This window comes from Gammaproteobacteria bacterium, from assembly GCA_029862005.1.
Taxonomy (GTDB): domain Bacteria; phylum Pseudomonadota; class Gammaproteobacteria.
This window is the reverse complement of sequence record JAOTYD010000019.1, coordinates 1-25,901: the sequence shown is the minus strand read 5'-3', so window position 1 is coordinate 25,901 and position 25,901 is coordinate 1. Positions and strand designations below refer to the sequence as shown.

Annotated in this window: 25 protein-coding genes; 16 read left to right on the top strand and 9 right to left on the bottom strand. The window is 53.2% G+C overall.

The features are described 5' to 3' along the window. Window positions 1-153: 153 nt before the first annotated feature. Together OES20_12480 and OES20_12475 are read right to left on the bottom strand one after the other, a co-directional pair. Window positions 154-597 carry a universal stress protein gene (locus OES20_12480; protein MDH3635505.1) on the bottom strand — a complete coding sequence of 148 codons (444 nt, stop codon included), beginning with the start codon at window positions 595-597 and terminating at the stop codon, window positions 154-156. 166 nt (window positions 598-763) lie between these two features. Beyond that, window positions 764-1,240: an Lrp/AsnC family transcriptional regulator gene (locus OES20_12475; protein ID MDH3635504.1), complete on the bottom strand. Its 477-nt coding sequence runs from the start codon at window positions 1,238-1,240 to the stop codon at window positions 764-766. Window positions 1,241-1,381: 141 nt separating this feature from the next. Between OES20_12475 and OES20_12470 the strand changes: the two genes are divergently transcribed. Together OES20_12470 and OES20_12465 are read left to right on the top strand one after the other, a co-directional pair. Continuing rightward, window positions 1,382-4,861 (top strand): indolepyruvate ferredoxin oxidoreductase family protein, encoded by a 3,480-nt coding sequence (locus OES20_12470; protein MDH3635503.1) that lies wholly within the window; start codon window positions 1,382-1,384, stop codon window positions 4,859-4,861. 64 nt (window positions 4,862-4,925) lie between these two features. Further along, window positions 4,926-6,716: a HAMP domain-containing protein gene (locus tag OES20_12465; protein ID MDH3635502.1), complete on the top strand. Its 1,791-nt coding sequence runs from the start codon at window positions 4,926-4,928 to the stop codon at window positions 6,714-6,716. Here OES20_12465 and OES20_12460 read toward each other — a convergent pair. Both OES20_12460 and OES20_12455 read right to left on the bottom strand, forming a co-directional pair. Then, entirely contained in the window at window positions 6,710-7,363 is a 654-nt protein-coding gene (locus OES20_12460) for a histidine phosphatase family protein (GenBank protein ID MDH3635501.1), read from the bottom strand. The genes OES20_12465 and OES20_12460 overlap by 7 nt on opposite strands. Window positions 7,364-7,389: 26 nt before the next feature. Continuing rightward, window positions 7,390-8,112, bottom strand: a complete 723-nt coding sequence (locus OES20_12455; GenBank protein MDH3635500.1) for an HAD hydrolase-like protein — start codon at window positions 8,110-8,112, stop codon at window positions 7,390-7,392. A gap of 94 nt (window positions 8,113-8,206) precedes the next feature. Here OES20_12455 and OES20_12450 point away from each other — a divergent pair, with 94 nt between their 5' ends. From OES20_12450 to OES20_12440, 3 genes are all read left to right on the top strand, one after another. Next, window positions 8,207-8,722, top strand: coding sequence for a hypothetical protein (locus tag OES20_12450; GenBank protein MDH3635499.1), 516 nt, complete (start codon window positions 8,207-8,209; stop codon window positions 8,720-8,722). A 69-nt stretch (window positions 8,723-8,791) separates the two neighbouring features. Continuing rightward, entirely contained in the window at window positions 8,792-10,108 is a 1,317-nt protein-coding gene (locus OES20_12445; GenBank protein MDH3635498.1) for an MFS transporter, read from the top strand. Next, window positions 10,101-11,036, top strand: coding sequence for an aldo/keto reductase (locus OES20_12440; protein ID MDH3635497.1), 936 nt, complete (start codon window positions 10,101-10,103; stop codon window positions 11,034-11,036). The genes OES20_12445 and OES20_12440 overlap by 8 nt, the downstream gene beginning before the upstream one ends. A gap of 67 nt (window positions 11,037-11,103) precedes the next feature. Here the strand turns inward: OES20_12440 and OES20_12435 are convergent, their stop codons facing one another. Together OES20_12435 and OES20_12430 are read right to left on the bottom strand one after the other, a co-directional pair. Then, on the bottom strand, window positions 11,104-11,724 hold the full coding sequence (locus tag OES20_12435; GenBank protein ID MDH3635496.1) for a cupin domain-containing protein: 621 nt from the start codon (window positions 11,722-11,724) through the stop codon (window positions 11,104-11,106). Beyond that, window positions 11,725-13,674: an FAD-dependent oxidoreductase gene (locus OES20_12430; GenBank protein ID MDH3635495.1), complete on the bottom strand. Its 1,950-nt coding sequence runs from the start codon at window positions 13,672-13,674 to the stop codon at window positions 11,725-11,727. It abuts the gene before it with no gap. A 93-nt stretch (window positions 13,675-13,767) separates the two neighbouring features. Between OES20_12430 and OES20_12425 the strand changes: the two genes are divergently transcribed. Then, complete coding sequence (locus tag OES20_12425; GenBank protein MDH3635494.1) at window positions 13,768-14,949, top strand: aromatic ring-hydroxylating dioxygenase subunit alpha; 1,182 nt, start codon at window positions 13,768-13,770, stop codon at window positions 14,947-14,949. 84 nt (window positions 14,950-15,033) lie between these two features. Here the strand turns inward: OES20_12425 and OES20_12420 are convergent, their stop codons facing one another. Together OES20_12420 and OES20_12415 are read right to left on the bottom strand one after the other, a co-directional pair. Then, a complete protein-coding gene (locus tag OES20_12420) occupies window positions 15,034-15,816 on the bottom strand; it encodes an arginine deiminase family protein (protein MDH3635493.1) in 783 nt (260 codons plus the stop codon). A 99-nt stretch (window positions 15,817-15,915) separates the two neighbouring features. Next, window positions 15,916-16,740 carry a 3-methyl-2-oxobutanoate hydroxymethyltransferase gene (locus tag OES20_12415; GenBank protein ID MDH3635492.1) on the bottom strand — a complete coding sequence of 275 codons (825 nt, stop codon included), beginning with the start codon at window positions 16,738-16,740 and terminating at the stop codon, window positions 15,916-15,918. Between the two features lie 168 nt (window positions 16,741-16,908). Between OES20_12415 and OES20_12410 the strand changes: the two genes are divergently transcribed. The 9 genes from OES20_12410 to OES20_12370 all read left to right on the top strand — a co-directional run bounded on the left by OES20_12410 (window position 16,909) and on the right by OES20_12370 (window position 24,455). Further along, on the top strand, window positions 16,909-17,247 hold the full coding sequence (locus tag OES20_12410; GenBank protein MDH3635491.1) for a GYD domain-containing protein: 339 nt from the start codon (window positions 16,909-16,911) through the stop codon (window positions 17,245-17,247). Window positions 17,248-17,532: 285 nt separating this feature from the next. After that, on the top strand, window positions 17,533-18,279 hold the full coding sequence (locus tag OES20_12405; GenBank protein MDH3635490.1) for a TerC family protein: 747 nt from the start codon (window positions 17,533-17,535) through the stop codon (window positions 18,277-18,279). A 226-nt stretch (window positions 18,280-18,505) separates the two neighbouring features. After that, on the top strand, window positions 18,506-19,108 hold the full coding sequence (locus OES20_12400) for a hypothetical protein (GenBank protein ID MDH3635489.1): 603 nt from the start codon (window positions 18,506-18,508) through the stop codon (window positions 19,106-19,108). Between the two features lie 507 nt (window positions 19,109-19,615). Beyond that, entirely contained in the window at window positions 19,616-20,461 is an 846-nt protein-coding gene (locus tag OES20_12395) for an adenylyl-sulfate reductase (GenBank protein ID MDH3635488.1), read from the top strand. Between the two features lie 38 nt (window positions 20,462-20,499). Further along, on the top strand, window positions 20,500-20,982 hold the full coding sequence (aprB, locus tag OES20_12390; protein ID MDH3635487.1) for an adenylyl-sulfate reductase subunit beta: 483 nt from the start codon (window positions 20,500-20,502) through the stop codon (window positions 20,980-20,982). Continuing rightward, window positions 20,979-22,895 carry an adenylyl-sulfate reductase subunit alpha gene (gene aprA / locus OES20_12385; GenBank protein MDH3635486.1) on the top strand — a complete coding sequence of 639 codons (1,917 nt, stop codon included), beginning with the start codon at window positions 20,979-20,981 and terminating at the stop codon, window positions 22,893-22,895. The genes aprB and aprA overlap by 4 nt, the downstream gene beginning before the upstream one ends. Window positions 22,896-23,125: 230 nt before the next feature. Further along, the gene (locus OES20_12380; GenBank protein ID MDH3635485.1) at window positions 23,126-23,476 is read left to right on the top strand and encodes a hypothetical protein; all 351 of its coding nucleotides are present in this window, start codon (window positions 23,126-23,128) and stop codon (window positions 23,474-23,476) included. A gap of 11 nt (window positions 23,477-23,487) precedes the next feature. Then, window positions 23,488-24,003, top strand: coding sequence for a peptidylprolyl isomerase (locus OES20_12375; protein MDH3635484.1), 516 nt, complete (start codon window positions 23,488-23,490; stop codon window positions 24,001-24,003). A 35-nt stretch (window positions 24,004-24,038) separates the two neighbouring features. Next, the gene (locus OES20_12370; protein ID MDH3635483.1) at window positions 24,039-24,455 is read left to right on the top strand and encodes an HIT family protein; all 417 of its coding nucleotides are present in this window, start codon (window positions 24,039-24,041) and stop codon (window positions 24,453-24,455) included. A 161-nt stretch (window positions 24,456-24,616) separates the two neighbouring features. Here the strand turns inward: OES20_12370 and OES20_12365 are convergent, their stop codons facing one another. Further along, window positions 24,617-24,778: a hypothetical protein gene (locus tag OES20_12365; GenBank protein MDH3635482.1), complete on the bottom strand. Its 162-nt coding sequence runs from the start codon at window positions 24,776-24,778 to the stop codon at window positions 24,617-24,619. Between the two features lie 252 nt (window positions 24,779-25,030). Between OES20_12365 and OES20_12360 the strand changes: the two genes are divergently transcribed. Continuing rightward, window positions 25,031-25,660 carry a hypothetical protein gene (locus tag OES20_12360; GenBank protein ID MDH3635481.1) on the top strand — a complete coding sequence of 210 codons (630 nt, stop codon included), beginning with the start codon at window positions 25,031-25,033 and terminating at the stop codon, window positions 25,658-25,660. Window positions 25,661-25,901 lie beyond the last annotated feature (241 nt).

The window sequence follows — 25,901 nt, the reverse complement described above, 5'->3', positions numbered from 1 at the left end:
CGTCTTGACTGCGGGATCCTGTCCTAAAATATCGCGCGCAGCGCGAACATCTAAAATACGGTCTGCGAGCGTGATGATTTAACTGGGTCCCGCCGGTCCGACGCATCGGGTCAAGCTGCGGGATGACAGCGTGGACCGATGGCTTTCAGGGGTTTAGCGGATTACGAGGCAGTTGACGTCGGAGAGATCCAGTAATTTCCGGGAAACGCTGCCCATCGCGGCTGCCTTTATTTTGCTCAAACCACGGGTACCGACAACGATCAGGTCGATTTTACGGCGGCGCGCGAATCCGGCTACGCTGCTGGCCGGGTCACCGCTACCAATAGCGGTTTGAATGTTCCGGGCGCCTTCTTTTTTAGCCTTTTGCTTTGCAGTCTTCAGGATCTGCTCCGCAGCATGTCGCATCAGGTCATCGCGAGCATTGAGGAAGGATTCGAATTCGGGCGCATCCTTCAGTTCTTCCGGCAATTGCATATCCCGAATGACGTTCAAAATCAGCAACTCGGCCTCGTGCTGCACCGACAACCGTGCTGCGAAACTGACCGCGCGACCTGAGGCTGCAGACGCATCGGTAGCAACCAAAATCTTTTTGATCATCTATCAAAGGCACCACTTAAGCCCCGGAAAGTGCGTATTAAGCCTTTTAGCTATTCATTTCGCAAGCATTTGTAACAGGTCTGTAACATCAGGCTGGTTGATTGAATCAGAACACTGGCTGCGCAAATCTGATACGAAGCTCGTCGAGAGACTAACTGAACCCGGGTCAGGTCTTTAGTTGGGTTTCAAGCGGTAACCCCGTGCTGTACTTGACCTGGGTCACGGCAACATTCGAATTAACATCCCTGACATGTGGTATCTGCAATAAATGGCGGCGTAAAAACTGATCGTAGCGCTTGATGTCGCGGGTAATTATTTTCAGAAAATAGTCCGCTGAACCGGTTACCGTGTAACACTCCACCACTTCCGGGTACTGACGCACTTGTTCCTCGAAGGCATGTAATGAGGCTTCATCATTTTGCGAAAGACTGATACGCGCAAAAATCACCATCCCGATTCCGAGTTTCTCGGGATTCAGCAGCGCCACTTTTTTATCGATGATTCCCTCTTTTTCAAGGCGGCTGATACGACGCCAGCAGGGCGATACTGACAGATTCACCCGCTCTGCGATCTCGGCCGCGGTCAGTGAAGCGTCTTGCTGCAGCAGCCCGAGAATCTTGATATCGATTGCGGAAAGGCTCATTGATTTGAAAATTTATTCCAAAATAATGCATAATTATAGAATTAAAAATCTATTAATTGCAATCAAGTAGAAAAAATGCAACAAAACATCGTGTTTGGGGCACTAAAATTACAATGTTTATCATGCTGATCTGGTGAAGCCATGAAAGTCTCTCTCGACGACAAGTACTCTCTCGATAAGGGCAAGGCGTTTATGACCGGCATCGAGGCTCTGGTCAGGTTACCGATCTTGCAGCACCAGCGTGACCTGGAACAGGGACTCAACACAGCCTGCTTCATTTCAGGCTATCGCGGTTCACCCATCGGCGGCCTCGACCAGGCGCTATGGAGAGCCGAACAATTTACCGAAGCACACAACATTCACTTTTTGCCCGGGATTAACGAAGACCTGGCAATGACCTCGGTGTGGGGCAGCCAGCAGGTCGGACTGTTTCCGGGCGCCAGGTACGACGGTGTGTTCGGGATGTGGTACGGCAAGGGACCCGGGCTCGATCGCAGCATGGATGTGCTCAAACATGCCAATGCCTTCGGTACGTCACCCCATGGTGGCGTGCTCGCCGTCGTCGGTGATGACCACGCCTGCAAGTCTTCGACCTTGCCGCATCAGAGTGACCATATGTTTATCGGTGCCACCGCTCCGGTGTTAAATCCTACCGGGGTGCAGGAGGTACTCGACCTGGGCATCTTCGGCTGGGAGTTATCACGTTACAGCGGGTGCTGGGTTGGATTGAAGGCAATCACCGAAAACATGGATGCTGCGATCTCGGCTGAAATCGATCCCAGCCGGGTCAACGTCGTCATCCCCGACGATTACGAACTGCCCGCAGACGGCGTTCATACGCGCTGGCCGGATACACCGATGGCGCAGGAAGAACGCCTGCAGCGCCACAAGATCTACGCGGCGAGGGCCTTCGCGCGCGCCAATAATCTGAACCGCATCGAACTCGACAGCGACAACGCGCGGCTCGGTATTATCACGACCGGTAAATCCTACCTCGATACGCTGCAGGCGCTGAGTGATCTCGGCATCGACGAAAAACTCGCGGCGAAAATCGGAATCCGGTTATACAAGGTCGGCATGAGCTGGCCGCTGGAACCGGTGGTGACTCACCAGTTCGCCGACGGGCTTGAAGAAATCCTCGTGGTCGAAGAGAAGCGCAGCGTGATTGAAGACCAGCTCACGGGTCAATTGTACAACTGGCCGGTTAGCCGACGTCCCAGCGTGGTCGGTGAATACGATGAAGATCGCAACCTGCTGGTCACCAATCTCGGCGAGCTGACGCCGGCGATGATTGCGCGCGTGATCGCCGCACGTATCTCCCGGTTTTTCGACAGTAAATCGATACAGAAACGTCTCGAATTCCTCGAGACCAAGGAGGCAGCCCTCGCCAAACCGCGCAGGCTCGCAGAGCGTAAACCCTGGTATTGTTCAGGTTGCCCGCACAATACCTCGACCGTGGTACCGGAAGGTAGCAGGGCTTACGGCGGTATCGGTTGTCACTACATGGCAACCTGGATGGACCGCGGCACCGAAACCTTTACCCAGATGGGCGGTGAAGGTGCGACCTGGCTGGGCCAGGCACCATTTACCGAAACCAGACACGTGTTTCAAAACCTCGGCGATGGCACTTACTTTCATTCGGGCTTGCTCGCAATTCGTGCCGCGGTTGCCGCAGGCGTCAACATTACCTACAAGATTCTCTACAACGATGCAGTCGCCATGACCGGTGGACAAGCCCTGGATGGCAAGCTTTCAGTTGCACAATTAATCGAGCAACTGCGCGCCGAAGGAGTTAAGCGGATCGCCGTGGTATCCGATCAACCGCAGGAATACCGCAACAGCCCGTTTTCAAATTATGACGGGATCTCGATCTCGCATCGACGACAGCTGGATTCGATACAGCGCGAATTACGTGATACCGAGGGCTGCACCGCACTGATATACGCGCAAACCTGTGCCGCCGAAAAGCGGCGGCGGCGTAAGAAGGGCATTCTCGAAGATCCGCCCAAGCGGGTCTTCATCAATGACGCGGTTTGCGAGGGCTGCGGCGACTGCGGTGTGCAATCCAACTGCCTTTCCATCATCCCCAAGCCGACACTGCTGGGTCGCAAAAGAGCCATCGACCAAAGCGCCTGTAACAAGGATTATTCCTGTGTCAGGGGATTCTGTCCGAGTTTTGTTACCGTGCACGGTGGGCAACTTCGCAAACGCCAGGCAATGGCTGAAACAACCGGCTGGCCTGCACCCGAAGAACCGCAAAGAATTTCGATCGATGGGCCATTCAACATCCTCATTACCGGCATCGGCGGTACCGGGATACTGACGGTTGGATCGGTTATGGGCATGGCCGCACATATCGAGCAAAAGGGTGTATCGGTGCTCAATCAAACAGGGCTCGCGCAAAAGTTCGGCGCGGTGACCGGGCATGTGCGGGTCGCCGATTACCAGCATCAGATTTACTCGGTGCGAATCCCCGCCGGCGAGGCACATCTGTTACTGGGTGCCGATCTCGTGGTATCGGCAGCCGATGATGCGCTGGCCAAGTTGAATCGAAAGCATTCGTATGCTGTTATTAACAGTCACCTGTCTCCTACCGCCGAGTTTACGCATGACCCGGATGCCGTATTTCCAATCGAGGATATGGAGCAGGCAATCGCGGGTGAACTGGAAACCGGGCACAGTCATTTCATCCGCGCGACCGCGCTTTCAACACGCCTGCTGGGTGATGCAATCTACTCCAATTTCCTGTTGCTGGGAGCCGCCTATCAAAAAGGTTTGATACCGATCAGTGCTGAGGCTATCGATGAAGCCATCGCACTGAATGGTGTCGCGATCGAGCAAAATCAGCAGGCTTTCCTGTGGGGGCGTCGCTACGTTATCGACCCAACTGCCGTACTTGACGAGGCAGGCCTCGCCAACGAGTACAAGCCCGCGGAACCCGAAGCAACCCTGGACGACGTCATCGCGTATCGCAGTGCTTACCTCGCCGATTACCAGGACCAGGATTATGCCAAACGCTACCAGCGCCTGGTGGAACGCGTGCACACCTCGGAACGCGAACTTCATCTGCCAGGCGAAAATGCCGAACTGCTGCTGACCGATGCGGTGGCACGCAGCTACTTCAACCTGCTTGCCTACAAGGACGAATACGAAGTTGCAAGACTCTACAGCAACGGCGACTTCGAGCAGGCACTGGCGACACAGTTCGAAGGCGATTACCGGTTGCGTTTTCACCTGGCTCCGCCGCTGCTGGCGAAACGGGACCCTCATTCTGGCAAACTATTAAAGCGTGAATTTGGAGGCTGGGTAATGCCCTTGTTCCGTTTGCTCGCGCGTTTTAAAAAGCTGCGCGGAAGCGCACTTGATATCTTCGGCTACACCGCTGAACGCAAAATGGAACGCGCACTGATAGCGGATTACGAACGCGATATCGAACAAATTCTTGCCGAGATTATTCCGCAAAACCACGAGATCGCTGTTGAAATCGCAAGTTTGCCGCTCGATATGCGTGGTTTCGGGCATGTGAAGCAGGCGAATATCGAAAACACCAACCGGCGCCGTGATCTCTTATTGCGAAAACTTTCCGGCAGGGATCTCGCGGTCGAACTTTTCAATCCTTGACCTGTTGCTGCCAGAAGCCCTAAGTTAGGGCCTTGCCGGATTCTGCAGGAAACGGGGCACGAAAATGACAGCCAGGTATCGCATCCCGATCACCGCGATTACCGTGTTCGGCGCGAGCAGCCTGCTTGCGCTGAGCGTGGGCATCGTGCTCTACCTCGGCTTCAACCAGGCGGCGGAAAGCACTCGCCAGCTGTGGGCTGACCAGGGCAAAACGCTGATCGACGCGATGGAGCTAAGCCTGGATGAACGCCTTAAGCCAATTGCCGACCAGGCGCGGTGGGTCGCCCGTGATATCAAGGATCTGACAGACCTGTCTTCCTTCGATGACTATATTTACGGTTCACTCGCGGCGACACCACAGGTGGCCGGAGTTGCAATAATCGCGGCTAATGGCAACGGCCGGCGCTGGCATCGTGAGGAGCGGGTTGCGATAACCGGAGACTGGTCGAAAAATCCCTGGTTCCAGGACTATCTAAACCAGGTTAAAGCAGCAGCGTCGACCGCGTGGCGCGAACCGATCTTCACCGATACAATAAACTCGTCAACCCTGCTGCACGATATACCCTTGCATAATGCCGACGACGAATTCATCGGTATTTTTGCGCAGATCGTAACCGTGCATGAACTATCCGCTTTTCTCGCCCGGGATCATGCCGACACCGGCGTAACACCATTCGTTTTATACAACCGCGAATATGTTCTTGCTCATCCAGCCATTATCAGCGGCAGCGAACAACAGCCGCTGCTTCACCTCGACGAACTAGGCGACCTGATATTAAAACGCATCTGGTCACCCGACGAGGAAGCAGCATTTATCTCGGCCGCACTCGAGGACACTCAGGCCAGCGGCATATTCTGGGGCGATAATTTCTATCTTTATCTTTATCGCGATATCGAACGTTATGGCCCAGCGCCGTGGACCATCGGCGTCTACCTGAACACCAGCCTGCACTCCCATGGTCAGATCGAAAATTTACTCAGGTCACTGGCTGCCGGCCTCGCAGTTCTGGTGTTCGCGATCATCGCCTCGATCATTGTCGGCCGCCAGGTTAGCAGGCCGATCAAGGAAATCGTAAGCGCTGCGAATACGGTCGATGCGGGTGGTCTGGACGATGTTGAGCCGATGGGCGGCAGCTATATTCGCGAACTCGACGATGCCAGCAAGGCGTTCAACAACATGGTCCATGGGTTACGCGAGCGGAAGGTAATTCGCGATACGCTGGGACGTTTCGTGCCGGAAAAGGTGGCCAGTTCACTATTGGCCGGGGGCGGCGCGATTCCGGTGCAGCAAACCGAGGCCACAATCCTGTTTTGCGATATCGAATCCTTCACCCAACTCACCGAAACGCTGGGGCCGGTTAAGATAGTCGATGTTCTCAATGCCTATTTTTCGGCCATGGTGGAAATACTCGAGCAAAATGGGGGCGTGGTTACTCAGTTCCAGGGCGATGCAATACTCGCGACTTTCAACGTCCCGATAGCCGACGACAACCATGCCCACAACGCGGTTCACGCCGCACTGGAAATGTTGAACCGGATTGCCTCCGACAAGTACGAAGGCGAAAAGCTGAACATTCGAATTGGTATCAATACCGGCCCGGTGGTTGCCGGGGCCATCGGCGCCAGGGGGCGCCTGAACTACACGGTTCACGGCGACGCGGTAAACCTCGCGGCCCGTCTCGAGGCATTGAACAAGGAGTACGGAACCCGATTAATGATCTCGGAATCGAGCGCCGCCTCGGTCAATGATGTCGAGCTGTCACGGGTCGGCGAAGTTACAGCAAGAGGCCAGACACGATCAATCAACATTTATACCGTCGAGGTTCCGATCACCAACCATCAATCGAGCTATTGATACGCAAGTTTTAAAAGCCGGGGCCAGTCCGTCGGGCTGATTCGGCCGACCAGCTGAAAACCACCCTTGCCGTCTGGCTGGAACACTACGCCCTCGCCTTCGGCGGGGTACACCGGCGTGGACGCCTGCGCTACGTTACCATGCGCAACGATGACGCGGTTGGTACCGGGAGCGGGTGGCGTTGCCAGCAGCGCCCGTGCAGTGGCGACAATAGCCGTGCGTCCGCCGAAATAGTCGGCGGCAAGCAGATTCATCACTGCGGTCGAGGATTTGACCGCTCCAATATTCATCAAATCTGCGGTCTCAATCGTGCGGCAATACGGGCTCGCCTGGACTTCACCTACCGGAATATCGAGCTTGCGAATGGCGTTGCCTATGGCCACTGCATCTGCACGCCCTGCCTCCGACAGCTGGCGCATTTGCGCCGGGTCACAGTTCAACCAGTCATCCGCCTGACGCAAGTCATCCGATTGCGACCAGTCGGTTGCAACATGTCGAAAATACAGGTTGTAGCCCCCGGCGCGCAGGGCATTGACCAGCGCAACACCGGTCAACAGGGTCGGGGTCGCGGCTAACGCGGGATTCGGCGCTGCAACCAAAATGCAGAGCAGTAGTACCAGCAGGTATCGAGAAGTTCGGATGGCCATCGTTCCAGGTTTTCGGTACGCAGGGCCTATTCGGTTTCCTGTTGATGGGCTTTTACAAAGTCGGCCATGCTGTTGAATTCCCACTCGATCGTGTATTTCCCTTCGGGCGGAGCAGTGGCGCCGTAGCCCTCGGCATCATGGCGACGGTTGATCCACACTTTGGTCATGCCCATGCTGGTCGCCGGCACCATATCGTGCGTCAGGGATTGGGCAACGTGTAAAATTTCGTGCGGCAAGATGCCCAGATCACGTCTCGCCTGTTCAAACATGTACTCGAAATTACGCAGATTGGGCTTGTAACAACCGACATCCTGCGCGGTATATATGGCATCCCATTCGATTTCTAGCCGGGCATTACTGCCCATGTAGCTGATGCGGTCGCAATTGGTCACGGTTGCCATCAGGTAATGCTGGCGCAAGTATTTAAGGCTTTCGGCCGAGTCAGCAAACTCGGGCCAGTGCTTGACCGAGCGGCCGAAGCTTCGCGCCTCGTCGTCGCTGATCTTGATCTGCCATTTATTCGCGATCGATTGGCATACCTCGGCCAATAACGAGCTGTAGACCAGGGTTGGCGTATCAGCCTGGTGTTGCATTTCGAACTCGGCGAATAATTCCAGCACTTCATCTCGACTCAACTTGAGCGGCAGTTTATCCAACAGCGGCTCCAGTGCATTGTAAATCCCGCTTTCCCAGTCGATCAGGGTACCGTAGGTGTCAAAGGCCAGCATTTTGAAATCAGATAACTTCATGGCTACTCCATTGTTGCCAGCTGCATTCACAGCGTTCAATAACTATGTTAAATAATATCTACGCGATCATCTAGACAAATGAGGAATAATAGCGTTGAGCGATACTCTGCCCAAGATACGAGCATTTCTCGAGCAAGCTGGCCACCCGTTCGAGGTCTGGCCCTGTGATCCTAAACTTGCTGACACGGCTATGTTCTGCGAACACTATGGAGTGGCACTCGAAAATTCAGCCAACGCGATTCTGGTGCGCTCCAAAACCGGGGATCGGAAATTCGTGGTCTGCGTACTGCTTGCCACCGATCGCTTGAATACCAACCACACCGTGCGCAAGAAGCTCGGCGCACGCAAGGTATCGTTTGCATCGGCTGACGAAACCCGCGAAATGACCGCTATGGAAATTGGCGGCGTCACTCCGTTATGTCTGCCCGATAACCTTCCCATATGGATCGACGATGCCGTCATGCAATGCGATTATGTCGTACTCGGCGGTGGCAATCGCGAATCAAAGTTGAAAGTCGATCCGAGAGTACTGATCCAGCAGCCCTCGGCTGAAGTCGTCGCTGGCCTCGCCAAACAAGCACCACACGAGTTAGCAGCAGATTCAAGATAACCAACAGGTGCAGTGACCTGCAGCCGGCTTAGGTTATACTGTCGCATATCAAAATTCTTACACCTCCGCATGCCCGGCTCGTTCCAAATTTTCATTAACAAACTGCTCAAGGTGGAATCACGGGAACTGTCGACGGCATCGATGTCATTCCTGTTTGTTTTTTTGCTGATGGCCGCTTATTACGTGCTCAGACCGGTGCGTGATGCGATGTCGAGCGACTGGACCGACGCCGAATTGAGCTGGCTGTGGACACTGACTTTTTTTATCAGCACCGGCGCCGTACTGATGTATGGATTTGTTGTATCACGAGTCAAGCTGAAGCGGTTGGTACCGGGTGTTTATATCTTTTTTGCGGGCTCCTTCCTGCTATTTTATTTCGGTGCAAGCTGGTTTGAAGACTCCCGAATCATCGATAAAGCATTCTACGTTTGGGTCAGTTTCTTTGCCCTGTTCCACGTATCGGTATTCTGGAGTTTCATGTCCGATATCTATTCCAGATCGCAATCAAGGCGCCTGTTTGGCCTGTTCGGCGCGGGTGCAAGTATTGGAGCGGTTGTAGGGCCCTCCATTCCGGTTTTCCTGGGCGGAATTCTCGGAGTTTATAATCTGTTGTTGATCGCGGCCCTGACGCTGCTGCTGATTGTACCGATTATTTTTTTCCTCGATAAAGCCAGGACTGTTACCGAAAGCAAGCCGGTAACCGGCACTGTCACCGTAAAATCAATTGGTGGGGAATTTTTTGATGGTTTTGTCGACTTGCTCAGTCATCGGTTTTTGCTCGGCATCGGCCTGTTCATATTACTGTACACGATAATGAGCAGCTTCGTTTACTTCGAGCTGAAGAACGTCATGGTCGAATACGACCGCGCTACCCGCTCGCAGTACTGGGGGATGATGGACCTGGCCGTAAACACGCTGGCCATCTTGACCGCGCTGTTCGCCACCAGCCGCCTGGCAACCAGATTCGGCCTGGCCGTAACCCTGGCACTGGTACCGGTGGTGCTGGTATTCGGCTGGATCGCAGTTGCGATCGCACCGGGGCTTGCGCTATTGATAGGACTGCAGATCGTCCGCCGCGCGGGAAACTATGCAATTACGCGACCGGGGCGAGAAATGCTGTTTACCAGCGTGCCCCGCGAAACGCGTTTCAAAACCAAACCGGTGATTGATATCGTGGTCTATCGGGGCGGTGACGTGCTCGCCGGCTGGACCTATACCGGGCTTGCGCAGGGTATCGGGCTTGGCCTCGGCGCGATCGCAATGGTTGCTGCCCTGTTCGCGATGATCTGGACCCTGGTCGCGATCTTTCTCGGAACCCGTTTCGACAAAAATAGCATCAGCGCAGAATCACCTGGCACTGTGCTTGCGGAGACATTAAATGAATAAACCAAATTCCAGTTTTACCCGCCGCCACTTTTTAAAATCGACTGGCGCCGCTTCGCTGCTGTACGCGCTTGCTCCGAGCTACCTGTCTGCAGCAAAATCCACGGTAATCAAGAAAACCATCCCATCCACGGGTGAACGTTTGTCCGTCATCGGGCTTGGCACTTCCCGAACTTTCGATGTTGAAAGCACCACCGCGGCGCATTCGCAGTTGCTCGACGTGATGCAGGCATTTTTTGATAACGGCGGGCAACTGATCGATTCATCGCCGATGTATGGCAGCGCCGAAGCGGTAACCGGTGCCCTGCTGAGCCAGGTCAATAACAAACAGAATCTTTTTACGGCGACTAAGGTATGGACCTACGGTAAACGCGAAGGCATCAATCAAATGGAGCGTTCGCTGCAACGCATGGGCGTAGACAAGATTGACCTGATGCAGATTCACAACCTGCGCGACTGGAAGACCCACATCGATACCCTGGTTGAGTGGAAGGCCCTGGGAAAAATACGCTACATCGGCATCACGACCTCGCATGGTCGCTCTCACAATGAACTCGAACAGATACTGCAACAGCTACCGCTCGATTTTGTGCAGTTCAGCTACAACATACTGGACCGCGAAGTAGAACAGCGCCTGCTGCCTATAGCAAGTGAACGCGGAATCGCCACGCTGATCAACCGTCCTTACCAACGCGGTGCGCTGTTTCGCAAGGTCCGCGGCGAGCCTTTACCCGATTGGGTATCCGAGTTCGATTGTGCCAGTTGGGGACAGTTTTTCCTTAAATTTATTGCAGCTCACCCCGCGGTAACCTGCATCATTCCCGCCACATCAAAGCTCAAGCACATGGTAGATAACATGGCTGCGGGATTCGGGCGTCTGCCGGATGAGCCAACCCGGCGGCGCATGATTGAATACCTCGAGTGGCTGTAAACTTCGAAAAAACGGCGTGAGTCCATTCTCGTGTTGTCGCTGCGAATAGCCATCTTTTATCCTCAGGTTATTTTCGCAGGGTTATCGGCGTATTCGCCCAGACCACCACGGTATCCTCGGTGGGAGAAGGATTAACATAGCGATGCCTCAAATGACTCTTGAAGGAAAAACTGTCGCCGGCATCAAGCACAAACTGCCGCCCATCGATGCTTAGCTCGAGCGTGCCCGACAACACCAGCCCGGCTTCTTCGCCATCGTGATCGTAACTGTCATCACCGGTCGAAGCGCCGGGTTCATAGCGGGATATACCCAGTGCAAGCTCTCCGTTCAGATTAGCCGACAGCAACGAGTCGTGCAGGCCCAGGTACTCGGTACCGCTGAGTTCTGTATAGGTGAGACGCCGCCGATTCTGCCGCCGCACGATAAATTCGCGCTCCTCGGGTGTGCCCGTCGAATCTTCAGGAAAGAACCAGCCGATATGTACCGACAACGCCTCCGAAATATCCTGCAGTGCCGCGACCGAGGGTCGGGTCAGATTACGCTCGACCTGGCTCAGAAATCCTACCGACTTGCCGGTCGCCAGGGCCAGTTGTTGCAGGGTAATACCGCGTACCTTGCGCAATTGCCTGATGTCGTTACCGAGATCGGCTAACGCGTGATCCGACGAAAGTGCCGTATTTGCAGCCATTTATATACTTCGACCCAGTTGCAGTCCTTCGAGTACGGCTTCCTCGACCGTACGTGGCGAGACTGCGTCTCCAATGCGCGATACCGTCAATCCGTCAATATCTGCAATCCAGTCACAGTCACGGTTGGCCTGTGGCGCGTAGCAGCTGACAACCGTGTCGACATCCTCGCAAACCATGGCTTCACCACCGGTCATATGCTGAAAAAAAGCACTGCCGTCGATGGCGCCACAGAAACGCGCGTAGGGGATCATCTCAACGCCGAGCTGGTGCAATACACCAACCCAGTGGTCACGCACAATTGCCTGGATCGATTCGCCGGCAACACAGCCACCCGATAACAGGCGCACGTAATGCCCCTCTCGCGCGAGCTTTTCGGCCACTCCGAGTCCCGCCCAGTCGCAGGACCAATCCGCTATTACCACGTTATTGCCGGGTCGCAGATCACCGCGAATGACCGACCAGGCGTCGACCAATTCGACGTTCTCCACTTCGACCTCAGGTAAACGGGTATTGGCGCCGGTCGCAATAACGACATGATCCGGGCCGATATCATGCAGTGCGGAATCCTCGATCTGCGAATTCAAGATCACACGAACACCCGTCTGCCTGAGCTCCTGCTCCAGGTTGGTGGTGACACCACCGAACTCGGAACGCCCCGGCAAGGCCTCAGCCAGGTTTACCTGCCCACCGAGACGGGCGCCAATTTCGTGCAATTCAACCTGGTGTCCACGTTCGGCAGCAATTACCGCTGCTTTCATGCCGGCCGGACCGCCACCGATAACAAGAATCTTTTTGCGCACTTTCGCCGGTATGAATTCGCCCATGGTGCGCTCGCGGCCACTCACCGGATTCTGGATACAGGACACCGGAAAATGCGCCAGGCGATGCCCCACACAGGCCTGGTTACAGCCGACGCAGGCACGGATATCGTCAGTCCTGCCGCTGGCCATCTTGTTGACAAATTCAGGATCGGCGATTAACGCACGCCCGAGACCTACCATGTCTGCCTTGCCCGCGGTCAGAACTTCATCAGCCAGCTGTGGCTGGTTAATCCTGCCTGCCACCAGTACCGGTTTGGCCACCGCCTGTTTCAGCTGCGCGGCATCATCCGCGACAAAACCAGCTGCCACGGACATCGGCGGAAACACGTGAATCCACCCGTCAGGTGCAGACGATGATCCGGCGATCACGCTGAAGTAATCGATATATCCATCGGCTTCCAGGGTCCGGCAAATGTCAATCATATCCGGGGCCGGGAATCCCTTGTCGATTTTCTCATCAAGGGTTACGCGCACGCCCAGCGTCTTGTGTGGACCAATGCGCGCGCGACTTCGAGATATAACTTCGCGCAGGAAACGCATGCGTCCCTCGGCGTCGCCACCGAATTCATCACTACGACGATTCGTCTCCGGATTAAGAAACTGGGGGATCAGGTAACCCATACTGGCCAGTATTTCGACACCATCCAGGTCTGCCTCGGCAAGCCGCCCAGCAGCATCGGCATAACTCTCGATAAATTCCCACACCATTTCGTTCGGCATCGGCACCGGCACCACTCGGTAACGTTCGTCCGGCACGTCGGAGGCCGAGTAACTCAGCGGTCGTGATCCATCGTGGCTGAGCCGGACGCCCCGCCCGGCGTGAAATAGCTGTCCGAACACGGGTGTACCCTCCGCGCGGCAGCAGGTGCCAAGCCGGCTCAGTCCTTCAATGATTCGATCACTGCCGGCATACAGAAACGAAGCTTCGAAGCCGTAACTGGGATGCACCGTCATCCCTTCCATAATGATCAAGCCGGCGCCGCCACGCGCTCGACTGGTGTGGTAGGCAATCAGGTCATCGGTCACGACACCCTGGTGACTCAACGAAGTTCCATGGGGCGGGTTGAATATCCGGTTGCGCACCCGGGTCGGGCCCAGGTCCAGCGGTTGTAGCAATTGCTCGTACATTTAAACCGGCTCGAATAGAAATCGCTTGATAAAATGAAAAATTAGCATTAAATTTTCATTATTGCAAAATAACTATCCAGAATTTTCACACCAATGACCAGATTGAGCTCAGCGCTGCAACAGGTTCGGCATGAATTTTTACAGCAGGTACAGGATGGCCGCCTCGACAAGCCGGTTGCAGAAGCTTCGGGATTACCCAACCTGGCCTATACCTGCCCCGACTTTTATGCGCTCGAGCAGCAGACGCTGTTTCGTGATAACTGGATATTTGTCGGGTTCACACATCAGCTTACCCGGGTCGGCGACATGCTGCCGGCCGAGGTCGCTGGGCAACCAGTGGTGCTGGTGCTGACCGGGGACAAGCGTATTCGAGCCTTTCATAATGTCTGTCGTCATCGCGGTTCGAAGCTGGTGACTGAACCCTGCAACAGCAAAAAGTTCGTCTGTCCGAATCACGCCTGGAGTTATAGCCTGTCTGGCAAGTTGATAGCGCGCCCGCATTTTCTTGGCGGCGAGCAGCACGACGTCAACTCGTCGAATTGCCACCGCGCTGACCTGGTCGAAGTTCGTTGCGTCACTTGGCACGACTGGATCTTTGTCAACCTGAGCGGAGACGCCGGGGATTTCGCCACTACTATCGAGTCGATTACTCAAAAACTTGACGGTTACGACTTAAGCGCAATGCGGTTTTGCGAAACGCTCGAGTTTGATATCAACGCCAACTGGAAACTCCCGATCGAGAATTTCATCGAACCCTATCACGTGTTCTCCTGCCATCCATGGTTAAATGACTTCGTCGGCATGGATGAACGCGAGGCGCCAAGCTTTGACAAAAAAGTTTTGCTATGCGGCTACGAATTTCAACAGGCTGATCCGGCTCGTGGCGGCGAACTGCCCTGGTTCCCTGACCTGCCGATTGAGAAGCAAAATCGTGGTGACTGGTTTGTACTCTTCCCCAACTTTGCCTTCGAGATATTTCCGGACCAGGTCGACGTATTCATAGCCTGGCCGCGGGGAGCATTAAAATGCCGCGAAACCATTACGCTGTATTTTATCGGTGACGGTGCGACCGCAGATAAATACGGTGCGGCTCGTGAACATGTAGTTAACAACTGGAACGATCTCAATCAGGAAGACATCGGCATTATCGAGCGTATGCAAAGCGGTCGCTGCTCGGAAGGATTTGACGGCGGTGTGTTATCGCCTTACTGGGATCCGGTACAGCAGCATTTTGCAAAACTGATTACCGAATCCATCGATGCTCCCGAATTTTAAAGGAGTTGACTTTAGCCGTTGCTTAAAAAGCGCCTGTCAGACTCATCGGCTTAAGCAATAAACGGCGTGTACTTATCGAACTCGTTAGAATCTCAGTGAAAGACAGGACATGCCACCGTCCAGCCTGGCGCATTCGCTATTGTTAATTTCACGCACTTCGTAACCTTCGTTCAACAGCAAGTCACGAGTTTGGGGAAACCCGGCTGGCATCAATACCAACTGATTAAAACGAATCGAGTTTGCGGCTGCCTCTTCGCCATCATAGGTATGGATTACGCGATATTTTGTAAAACACCCTGTGGCATCCAGTCGTTTAGTCGAGAGGATGGTTTCCGCATCCAGTAGCGAACAGTCCGTCTTGAAATGCAGAACACCCGGGGGTGTTACAACCTGGCGCAACTTGTAGCCCCATTGGCTGATAATCTCCGCAAGTTCGGCGACGCCTGCCTTATCGGTTCGGGAAGAGAGACCTACCAGAATTTCCTTTGCGGTCACTAAAATGTCGCCTCCCTCGATAAAACCAGGTCCCTCGATTTCAAGCACCTGGTCATAAACGTCCCGCAACACAGGCGCCATTTCATTGACTTCGCCAAGTCGGGACGGTGCGCCCGGGCGCATCAGGATGGCGACTTCGGGCAGGCAAAGCGCAATGTCTTCGACAAAGACCGAATCCGGGTAAGCATCAAGCGCCGGAAGTTCAGTGACACTGGCCCCAGTTTCCTTAAGCGTTGAAACATAATGCACATGATCCTTCAGCATTTGATCATGATCCGGGTTACCCAGGTCCTCTGCCCTCAGTCCATGCACAATACTCGGTGCCGGCAGGCGGGTGATCGCGCGCGTAAACTCGTATGAAAGTTCAGTCAAGATTTATTCTCCAGCATGGTTAATTTAATCCCTCAGGCTTGACTGGAAAATGCCGGTTACAAATTATCAACATGAAACGAATAATTACCATTTAACAGGTTAAAGCTTGTCCAGCGCTTCCAGTAATTTTTCTTCTTCCCCCGCGTGCATCGAAATCGATTGCTCGGCATAGGGAAAGCGCATCGCGCTGGATTCCTCGTGAAACTTTGTCAATGCGTCCACCCGTTGCTCGTACATTTGTCGATGCAGCGGCGCGAGTTTCCCAAATGCATAAGCATGTTTGGGTGGCGCTTCGGACTCACCGCAAATATCGGACATGAACAGAAAAATAGCGTCCCCTGCATTTCCCGACCCCAGGGAAAAAGTGACGATCGATGTTTTCTCATTCAGGTGCCGTAGCGTTTCTTCGGCAACACACTCGATTTCAACCGCGAAACAACCCGCATCTTCATAGCGCTTGAAGGTTTTATATATCTCCAGAGCTTCATCAGCAGTACGTCCGAATGCCCGCAGACCTCCCGACCAGATACTGACCGATGGAACCAGTCCCATGTGGCCCTGCACCGGAATTCCCTCCCTGGCCAGCATTTCCACGATGTCGAAACTGCGCAGGGTGTAGTACATGTCAGCACCCTGCTCCATGCAGCGAATGGCTGCCCGCAGAATCTCGTCGGGTCTCGCATACTGTCCCCAGGTCATCGCGGTTCCCATGAAATGGGTCGGCGCCAGTTCCCGGGCAATCTCCATCTGGTTGTCCCACACGGTCAGCAAATCGATTCCGGCATCGACGCAGGCCTTTATTTCAACCTCGTTGCCCGGATTGCACATGGTCAACCGTTTGCCCGAGCCTTTCAGGGCGCGCAGGTCATCAATCGTGTAGTTTCGCTGTGCCGGTTTTCGGCCAAAAGTATAAATATTTTTCATTGTAAAACCTGTCGTCGTCGAGTCGCCTCAGGCGCGGAAACTCCCTAACCCACTGCTGAACATTCAGGCCATCCAGGGCCGTTCGTGTTAATATTGCCGGTTGCCGGGACCCAAATTCCGGTTGTATGCAAGTCTCTTATAACGATTAGTGAAAAAGGGGGCAATAAAATGACAATATTTATCACACAAGGCAACTATAGCGAAAGCGCTATCAAGGGAATGGTCGACAATCCCGAGGATCGAAAAGCCGCGGTAGCCGGCCTTTTGGAGTCGGTCGGAGCAAAACTGGTGGATTACTATGTGACCACCGGCGAATACGACTTCCTGGTTATATCGGAAGGGGATAACTTGGCGGATATGGTGGCCGGGATGATGATCGCAGGGTCTACCGGGGGTGTTACCAACCTCAAAACTATCCAGGCACTGACCACTCAGGAAGCGAAGGGCGCCATGGAAAAAGCCAAAAATGCCCGTGCCAGCTTCAAGCCGGCAGGTGCCAGCAGCTAGGATTCATATTTGTATCGGCAGTCGATTAGAGCTTTATCGGCTGCCGATGCATGCTTTTTCAAGTTAGGTCTTCTACTGACCGAATCCGGGAATATCATTCTTAAATACTTATCCCTCTCATAAAGAAAGCCTGCAGAACGATCCGCCTGGATTAGCTGTCATCATTCGAACTTAAAAATCTTCGCTTTATTTAGCTGGCACCCATAGATTCCAATCATTCTTACTCTCATACATCGCGAGTTCGGATTCAGTATACTTTGCCGCAACTAAAACAAGGAGAGCAGCATGTTCGAGTGGATAAGCAGCCCTGAAGCATGGATCGCGCTGGCCACCTTGACAGCACTGGAGATCGTGCTCGGCATCGACAACATCATATTTATATCCATCCTGGTGTCACGCCTGCCGGATCATCAGCGCGAATTCGGTCGCCGGGTTGGTCTTGCGCTGGCCATGTTAACCCGCCTGGCCCTGTTATTTTCCATCGCCTGGGTCATGGGCCTGAAGGACCCCTGGTTCACGATCTTCGCACAGGAGATATCCGGCAGGGATACGATACTGATCCTCGGTGGCTTGTTTCTACTCTATAAATCCACCCAGGAAATTCACCAGAGCATGGAGGGTGTCGAGGAAGAAACCAGTGTGCCGATAGCGGCCGGACTTGCCGGCGTGCTGGTTCAGATTGCCATCCTCGACATCGTTTTCTCACTCGACTCGGTAATCACCGCGGTCGGACTGGTTGACTATGTATCTATCATGGCGATCGCCATTATTATTGCCGTGGTCATTATGTTGATGGCGGCCAAACCCATCGGTGATTTCGTCGACCGGCATCCCACAATCAAGATACTCGCGCTGTCATTCCTGATACTGGTTGGTGTCACACTGATCGTCGAAGGTTTTGATGTACATGTACCGAAGGGGTATATCTACTTCGCGATGGCCTTCTCGGTCGGGGTGGAAATGCTCAACATTCGCATGCGCAAGAAAACCGCGGTGCCGGTGAAGTTGCATAAGCAGTATAACGAATCATAAATTGCCACAGGGGTGCAGCAAACCGGAAAATGACGATGCTCCCGTCCCGAATTGAATCCAGGTACTGTTCGCCAGTGCGAATCATGTGTTAAACGCCTATTTCTTATAAATCAATTACTTAAAAGGGAAATTTTCAAAAAACACTCCGATTAAACGCCTTTCAAAGAAGCGACAGGAATGACTTTGGTCTATTATTTAGACTAATGGTATGAGCCGGGAGATAACCATGCGCCATGATCCGACGCAAATACCCATCACGGAAACATCGCTTTCGAGTTATTTCAGCAAGCGCCTGACACGCTATGCCAGGCGCTTTCGCCCGCCACCCCACGAGGATACCTGCTGGTACCTGGGCAGCCTGCTGGAACGCCTCGGTCGAAGTGAGCAATTGTTTGCCTACCAGGATGGGCAAATGACGCTGCGACCCCTGGCACTGCTCTACAGCGATGCCATCGAAGCTGACAACTCCCGCGAGCGCTGCCTGATGCTGCAGCAACTGGGAGACATGGCACTATTTCTCGGCGCCTTGTTTCCGGAACGCTTTACCCGCCATGGTATTCTTCAGGACTACTTTATCGGCATGGGTGGCAGCGCCTACGACTATCTGGCCGACAATGCCAGGGAGAACCGGCACATCTTCGCCGAATTGGCCAACACCTTCACCCGCATGCTGGAGATGGTGGCCAACGCCTGCTCCCGCGGGCAGCGCCTGACCACCGAGGAGGTGCTGACCCTTTACCAACGCTGGCTCAACACCCGCGACCCGATGATCGAAAATCAGCTGCGCGCATTGGGGATCGAACTCGCAGGGAGTGGGCAGCTGCAGTAACAAGCTATGTGTTGCACTTGCCTGGCTGGATAAGCCATGCGGTTAACCTGACTTTATGCCCACGCCAAACGATGGCGATAGATTCAACAATACCGCTGGTGTTCAACAGATGAATCGTAAAAAAACAGGGCGATACGATTTATCGAACTGATGCTCCTGGAACTGGATCCCCGATTTATTTTCATTTTATTAATTTGAACAAATGAAAATGGAGCTGGCATGCGTCCGCTCGAATCCCGGATCTATTGATTACAGTTAGTTGCACAATCGTTACAAATCAACGACTTGGACCCTACCATTTTGTAAACTTTTACGAGTTCCTGGGGTATTTGTCGGGTATTTAGGCGATTATTTTTACCTGCCCAGGTATTGATTCAGTGATAAATATCAATAAACAATTTTTTGCATTGATTAATTTGACTAATCACCCAACAAAGAAACTTGATTTGTTATTCTAATGCGCATCATTAGCATAGACCTGCTGAAGTCATAGATACCGGAGTTCCCATGTTCGATACCAGCCCTTTTTACGATTTGTTAGGTTTCCTGACACCTGCCGTCATGCAGATTTATGTCGTTGCCATGTTCCTGGCGGTGGTTGTCGGTGTCATCATCGACGTCATTCACAAAAAGAGCGCCCAATACTTCTTTGAAAACGCTCAAAAAGCCCAGCAATCTGCGACACGTACCGTTACGGGTGGTGAAAAGGCCTCATTGGCTATTTCCACCCTGACCAACGAGGTACTGACTTCATCCGAGTTTTGCAATCCGCATCGCCGCATGTCGCACCTGTTGACGATGTACGGTTTTATCATTTTCGTTGTCACCACGGCGACGCTAATATTCGCTTACCCGACGCCTGCCGAAGCCGCTCCCGGGATGCTCGTGGTCCTGTGGCATATCGGCGCCCTGATGGTCTGTGTCGGTGGTTACTGGTTCTGGTTCTTCATCCGTGTCGATTTAAATTCGGAAGGCAATCCCTGGTATCGACTGGTGCCCGCCGACCTGTTTATCCTGTCGCTGCTGGCGACCACTACTTTCGCGTTGCTGTGGTCATTCGGGCAGGCGTATGTCTTCTGGGGCACGCTGTTCTTCTGCCTGTTCATCCTGTCCAGTACGATGCTGTTTTGCACCGTGCTGTGGTCAAAATTTGCCCACATGTTCTTCAAGCCGGCGGCCGCTTACCAGAAAAAAATCATCATGGCAGATGGTTCACGAGAGAATCTGCCCGAACTGGGTGAACTGACGGATGCTGATTTACAGACCAGGTATCCAGATATCCCGACATACATGGGTGAAAAACCACCCTACATGGGGCTTGGAATCAAGCGTGAATCTCCAAACCATTATTAAAACCGTGATTAACTGATTGATTTAGGAAGAGGAATATTATGCCTACATTTGTATATATGACTCGCTGCGATGGTTGTGGACAATGCGTTGATATCTGCCCTTCGGACATCATGCACATCGACCCGACCCTGCGCCGCGCATACAACATCGAGCCAAACATGTGCTGGGAGTGTTACTCCTGCGTCAAGGCCTGCCCGCACAATGCGATTGACGTTCGCGGCTACGCGGATTTCGCCCCGCTGGGCCACTCGGTACGAGTAATCCGTGATGAGGAAAAGGGTGTCATTGCGTGGCGGATCAAATCCCGCAACGGTGAAACCGACATGAATCTGCTGGCGCCGATCACGACCAAACCCTGGGGCAAGCACATCCCTCAACTGTCTGATGTGCCTGAACCCTCCCCGGAAATGCGTGACAGTCAATTGTTGTATAGCGAGCCGAAGTATATCCGCATGGATGACGGTGATATTCATACTTTGGAGTCTAACGGGCTCACGATGAAAGCTGGGGTTTACTACTGATGCCTAAGACTATCTTAGAAGACAATATCGATATCCTGGTCGCAGGTGCTGGCCTCGGCGGTACCGGTGCTGCTTTCGAAGCGCGCTACTGGGGTAAGGACAAGAAGATCGTGATCGCTGAAAAAGCCAACATCGACCGTTCCGGCGCTGTGGCACAGGGTCTGTACGCGATCAACTGCTACATGGGAACCCGTTTCGGTGAAAACAATCCTGAAGATCACGTCCGCTACGCGCGTATCGACCTGATGGGTATGGTTCGCGAAGACCTGTTGTTTGACATGGCGCGTCACGTCGATTCGACGGTACACCAGTTCGAGGAATGGGGTTTACCGATCATGCGTGATCCCAAGACCGGTACCTATCAGCGCGAGGGGCGTTGGCAGATCATGATTCACGGTGAGTCCTACAAGCCGATCGTGGCTGAAGCCGCAAAGAAGTCGGCTGACAAGGTGTTCAACCGTATCTGTGTCACCCATCTGCTGATGGACGATGCCAAGGAAAACCGCGTCGCCGGTGCCGTCGGTTTCAACGTACGGACCGGTGACTACCACGTATTCAAATCCAAGGCCGTTATCGTTGCTGCCGGCGGGGCATCGAACATCTTCAGGCCAAACTCGGTTGGTGAAGGTGCGGGTCGTGTCTGGTATGCGCCGTGGTCATCGGGCTCGGCCTATGGTTTGATGATCGAGGCCGGCGCGAAAATGACCCAGATGGAAAACCGTATCGTGCTGGCCCGATTCAAAGACGGTTACGGTCCGGTCGGTGCCTACTTCCTGCACCTGAAGACTTACACCCAGAACTGCAATGGTGAAGAGTACGAGTCAAAATGGTTCCCTGACCTGCAGAAAATGGTGGGCAAGGAATACCTGGATCCGGAATTATCGCACGCCACCCATCGCCCCATCCCGACCTGCCTGCGTAACCACGCACTTATCTCGGAGGTGAATGCCGGTCGCGGTCCGATCCACATGGTTACGATGGAAGCCTTCCAGGATCCGCATCTGGAAGAGATCGGCTGGCACAATTTCCTGGGCATGACCATTGGACAGGCCGTATTGTGGGCGGCAACCGATGTCAATCCGAAGTACGAGAACCCGGAGCTGACAACCTCAGAACCCTACGTCATGGGTTCACACGCGACCGGCAGTGGTGCCTGGTGTTCCGGCCCTGAAGACGTGTCTCCTCCCGAGTACTTCTGGGGCTACAACCGTATGACCACCGTCGAAGGTCTTTTCGGCGCCGGTGACGCTGTCGGCGGTACGCCGCATGCATTCTCTTCCGGTTCGTTTACCGAAGGTCGCCTGGCCGCCAAGGCCGCCTGTAAATACATTGACGACGGCAAAGCCGAGGGCATACGCGTTTCAGAGGAGCAAATCGATCGTCGCAAGACCGAGATCTTCAAGCCGATGGAGCACTACAAGGTTTACCGCAACGAGATCACTGCGGGTAGCGTTAATCCTAATTACATCAACCCACGCCAGGGTCTGGATCGCTTGCAGAAGTTGATGGATGAGTACGCCGGAGGTTCGACAGTTAACTACATGACCAACGACAAGCTTTTGAGTATCGGTCTGAAGAAGCTGAAGCTGCTGGAAGAGGATCTTGAGAAGGTTGCTGCCGAGAACATCCACGAACTGTTGCGCGCATGGGAACTGAAGCATCGGACGCTTGCTTCCGAGTCCGTCGTACAACACACGCTGTTTCGCAAGGAAACCCGCTGGCCGGGATACTACTACCGGGGTGATGCGATGAAACTGGATGATGAGAACTGGCATGTACTGACAGTTTCGCGCCGTGATCCAAAGACTGGTGAATACACCATGGAAAAGGCACCTTGCTACCACATCGTGGGCGATGACGAGCAACCCGCTAACGCGGAGGACGAGCAATCCTCCAGCGCGGAGGTTGCATAAGCATCCCGAGTGATGGCGCCAGGACGGTGGCGGCTGAACGCCAGGCTGGGCCTCAAGCAATATTCGCGCTAAGTCACCCGGGGAGGTGTCATCGACGCCTCCCCGAGCGAAAAAAAGATCAACATGACTGTTGATCTTTTTTTATTTGCAGCATTGCTGTCTAATAAAATCCCTGTCCCCGAAAGACGGGGATATCGGCAACTGACGGTTGATTGTTGTTGAGAGTTTGTATGAATATTATCGATAAAACAGATGAAGAGCTTCAGGAAATCGCTTTTCCATTTTGGGACGATCTGATCCTGTATTCCAATAAAGGACAGTACGGAAAATTCATCCGGAATTTTTCCTATGACCTGTTGCTTGGTCTCAATGAGGTCGAACTCGGTAAACAATTTGCCAAAAGCGAATTGACCCGAAACCTTTCGCCTGAATACGATTTTCTTGGTTTCATCCGTCGCGGGGAGCACGTAACTTGCCTGTTCAGGGTACGCAGTAACAAAAAAGAAGGTGAATGGCTGGGGCGCATGGTCATCGGTTTCGAGAGAGGTGAAGTTAAAATTTTTGCGGCTTCAATTTTTTGAAGGTGACGGATATGAGTGATGAAACGATTGCAGATGGCAAGTATGTTGAACTGACCTACAAGGTCATCGACCAGAAATCCGGCGGCGTGCTGACACAGGTGGAATACCCGCTGGGATATGTGCACGGCACCAACGAGATACTGGCACCGGCGGTCATGGCGGAGCTCGAGGGCAAAAAGACCGGTGAAGTGATCGAGGTCCCCATCGACTGCAACCAGCTGTATGGACCGCGTGACGAATCCCTGGTGATTACCGAACGGATTCAAGACGTTCCCGAAGAATACCGCGAAGTCGGAATGTCGATACTGATGGAGAACAACCATGGACAGACCAAGACTTTTCTGGTTACCCGTGTCGACAGAAGGTCGGTGACCATCGATGGCAACAACCCACTGTGTGGGCGTGAAGTTATCTTCCGCCTGGAGATACTGCTGGTTCGTGATGCGACCGAAGAAGAAATCGAGCATGGCGGCAAGGTAGAAGAAAGCCCCGATCTCGAAGGCGTCACCCAGGTGCCCATTAATTAACCAATCCCATTAGTCAATCCGATATCAACAGAGTCATGATTGAACAAACCGCGCTCGCCGAAGACGAAAAGTGTCGCTTCTGTCTATCCAAACCCGGACGTCGCATTATAATCGAGGGGAAATACGGTTATGCGGCCTGGGACCGGCATCCGACCAGCGAGGGGCATTTTCTCGTCATCCCATATCGGCATTTTGCCGATTACTTCGATATCAACGATGAGGAGCGCGAAGAACTGTGGCGGCTCGTTGCAGAAGGAAAGAAAATAGCCGACGAACAGTTTAACCCGGACGGTTACAATATCGGCATTAACATAGGCCTTTGGGCCGGGCAGTCGATTCCACACCTGCATATCCATGTTATCCCACGTTACAAGGGGGACGTGGAAAACCCGAAAGGCGGGGTACGCGGTGTCATTCCCCACAATAAACTCTACACATTCAAACCGGACTAACCCGCTTACCTCACCGATCTTCTACTGCGGACGCCGAGATGCCCACTGTGGCAGATTTTGAACAAAAAACCGGCGAGGATTCTAGTCCTCGCCGGTTTTCGCGTTAAGTTTATTTGAATCGGATCGCGCTCGAACTTTCGGATTAGCGCGACCGAACTGGGTCAGGGACGTTTAGGCGTCTCGTATTTAACTTCCTTTTGAAAGGGTTCCCAGATGGTTTCATAACCGACAAAGCCCTTTTCGTTGGCTTCCATCTGGCGGGTTACGACATAGCGTGCTTTACCCTCGGGAACCTTGGGTCGGGTTTTCTTTTGTTCGCTCATAAATCACCTTTACTCATCAACTAACTGCTGACATTCATCCGGGACACTCGATACTGGAGTTTGTCGCTCCAAACCATTCGGCGCCAATAAAACTTGAGAACGATAATTATACCAATAACGGGTAAGAAGGCCCATTACTCCTTTTTATACGTTGAACACTGTTTTGTATGGGTTATGCGAGTTGTACATTATATTTCAAACCGTCATAATTCCCAGAAATAGTAATAATTTCAATCAGATACAGTAGTGACCATGAAACTCGTTCAAAAGCAGCTGTTAAAGGGCACCAGAGAATTCGAAATTGTAGATGACGTGGTTAATTTTCGAATTAAAACCCCGCTCAAAGAAGAAAAATTGTCCATAGACCTGTCAATACTCAATCCCGAGCCCGCAGTGAACGAGCCGTTCCTCGAGTTTCACAGCCGCGTTAAATGCGGTCCGTTGCTGTCGCTGTTGATCGATAAACCTAATTCGCAAGAATTTAACGCCTTTGTCGAAGAACTCAAACAGCGAGCACGACAGGAATACAACGCGTTTGCCGGGCTCAAGGCCGGCTCTCTCCCTGAAGGACTTGCTGCGAATGTCTTTGAAGAGCCGCCGGAATTTGATGAGTCGGAGCAGGTTCGGATTGAAACAAAAGTAAAACCGGTTAGGGTCGCGGATATCGACATTGCAATCCAGATGTTGGGGCAGCACCTGGATGCCGAAGAGATCAAATCATTGCTTACTGCCCTGGAAGCGCTAAAAGCGGAGCCCGAAAATGAGTTGTGTTTTGGTCAATTGGCTAAGGAATTCGATGATATGGGTCCTCGGCAAGGCGCTGTTTTAACCTACGCACCCTATGTCGGCATTCTGCTGTCTGATGATCCGTTCGGGTTCTAATAACTTTAAACCCTTACCTGGAAAAGGCTCTGGTCGTCACTCGAAAACGGATAGTGAATTGACCTGTTATTAATCCAATAACGGACGCTCAAAATATATTCGCCAGAGTCTGCTAACGACGGTGACCTCAACTGATCGGCGCAACACTTTATCTTTAGAAGCAAAGGTGAGGTGTTGTAAATGTCACGAAGAAAACGAAGATGGTACACGGCGACAGAAAAGTCCGAAATGTGGGATCGCT

Coding starts and splice junctions, on each gene's coding strand:
- OES20_12400 (MDH3635489.1), top strand. CDS start 18,506: ATGCGCCATGATCCGACGCAAATACCCATCACGGAAACATCGCTTTCG.
- OES20_12435 (MDH3635496.1), bottom strand. CDS start 11,724: ATGGCTGCAAATACGGCACTTTCGTCGGATCACGCGTTAGCCGATCTC.
- OES20_12445 (MDH3635498.1), top strand. CDS start 8,792: ATGCCCGGCTCGTTCCAAATTTTCATTAACAAACTGCTCAAGGTGGAA.
- OES20_12415 (MDH3635492.1), bottom strand. CDS start 16,740: ATGAAAAATATTTATACTTTTGGCCGAAAACCGGCACAGCGAAACTAC.
- OES20_12425 (MDH3635494.1), top strand. CDS start 13,768: ATGACCAGATTGAGCTCAGCGCTGCAACAGGTTCGGCATGAATTTTTA.
- OES20_12470 (MDH3635503.1), top strand. CDS start 1,382: ATGAAAGTCTCTCTCGACGACAAGTACTCTCTCGATAAGGGCAAGGCG.
- OES20_12465 (MDH3635502.1), top strand. CDS start 4,926: ATGACAGCCAGGTATCGCATCCCGATCACCGCGATTACCGTGTTCGGC.
- OES20_12360 (MDH3635481.1), top strand. CDS start 25,031: ATGAAACTCGTTCAAAAGCAGCTGTTAAAGGGCACCAGAGAATTCGAA.
- OES20_12460 (MDH3635501.1), bottom strand. CDS start 7,363: ATGGCCATCCGAACTTCTCGATACCTGCTGGTACTACTGCTCTGCATT.
- OES20_12405 (MDH3635490.1), top strand. CDS start 17,533: ATGTTCGAGTGGATAAGCAGCCCTGAAGCATGGATCGCGCTGGCCACC.
- aprB (MDH3635487.1), top strand. CDS start 20,500: ATGCCTACATTTGTATATATGACTCGCTGCGATGGTTGTGGACAATGC.
- OES20_12430 (MDH3635495.1), bottom strand. CDS start 13,674: ATGTACGAGCAATTGCTACAACCGCTGGACCTGGGCCCGACCCGGGTG.
- OES20_12440 (MDH3635497.1), top strand. CDS start 10,101: ATGAATAAACCAAATTCCAGTTTTACCCGCCGCCACTTTTTAAAATCG.
- OES20_12395 (MDH3635488.1), top strand. CDS start 19,616: ATGTTCGATACCAGCCCTTTTTACGATTTGTTAGGTTTCCTGACACCT.
- OES20_12380 (MDH3635485.1), top strand. CDS start 23,126: ATGAATATTATCGATAAAACAGATGAAGAGCTTCAGGAAATCGCTTTT.
- OES20_12475 (MDH3635504.1), bottom strand. CDS start 1,240: ATGAGCCTTTCCGCAATCGATATCAAGATTCTCGGGCTGCTGCAGCAA.
- OES20_12375 (MDH3635484.1), top strand. CDS start 23,488: ATGAGTGATGAAACGATTGCAGATGGCAAGTATGTTGAACTGACCTAC.
- OES20_12410 (MDH3635491.1), top strand. CDS start 16,909: ATGACAATATTTATCACACAAGGCAACTATAGCGAAAGCGCTATCAAG.
- OES20_12370 (MDH3635483.1), top strand. CDS start 24,039: ATGATTGAACAAACCGCGCTCGCCGAAGACGAAAAGTGTCGCTTCTGT.
- OES20_12480 (MDH3635505.1), bottom strand. CDS start 597: ATGATCAAAAAGATTTTGGTTGCTACCGATGCGTCTGCAGCCTCAGGT.
- OES20_12365 (MDH3635482.1), bottom strand. CDS start 24,778: ATGAGCGAACAAAAGAAAACCCGACCCAAGGTTCCCGAGGGTAAAGCA.
- OES20_12455 (MDH3635500.1), bottom strand. CDS start 8,112: ATGAAGTTATCTGATTTCAAAATGCTGGCCTTTGACACCTACGGTACC.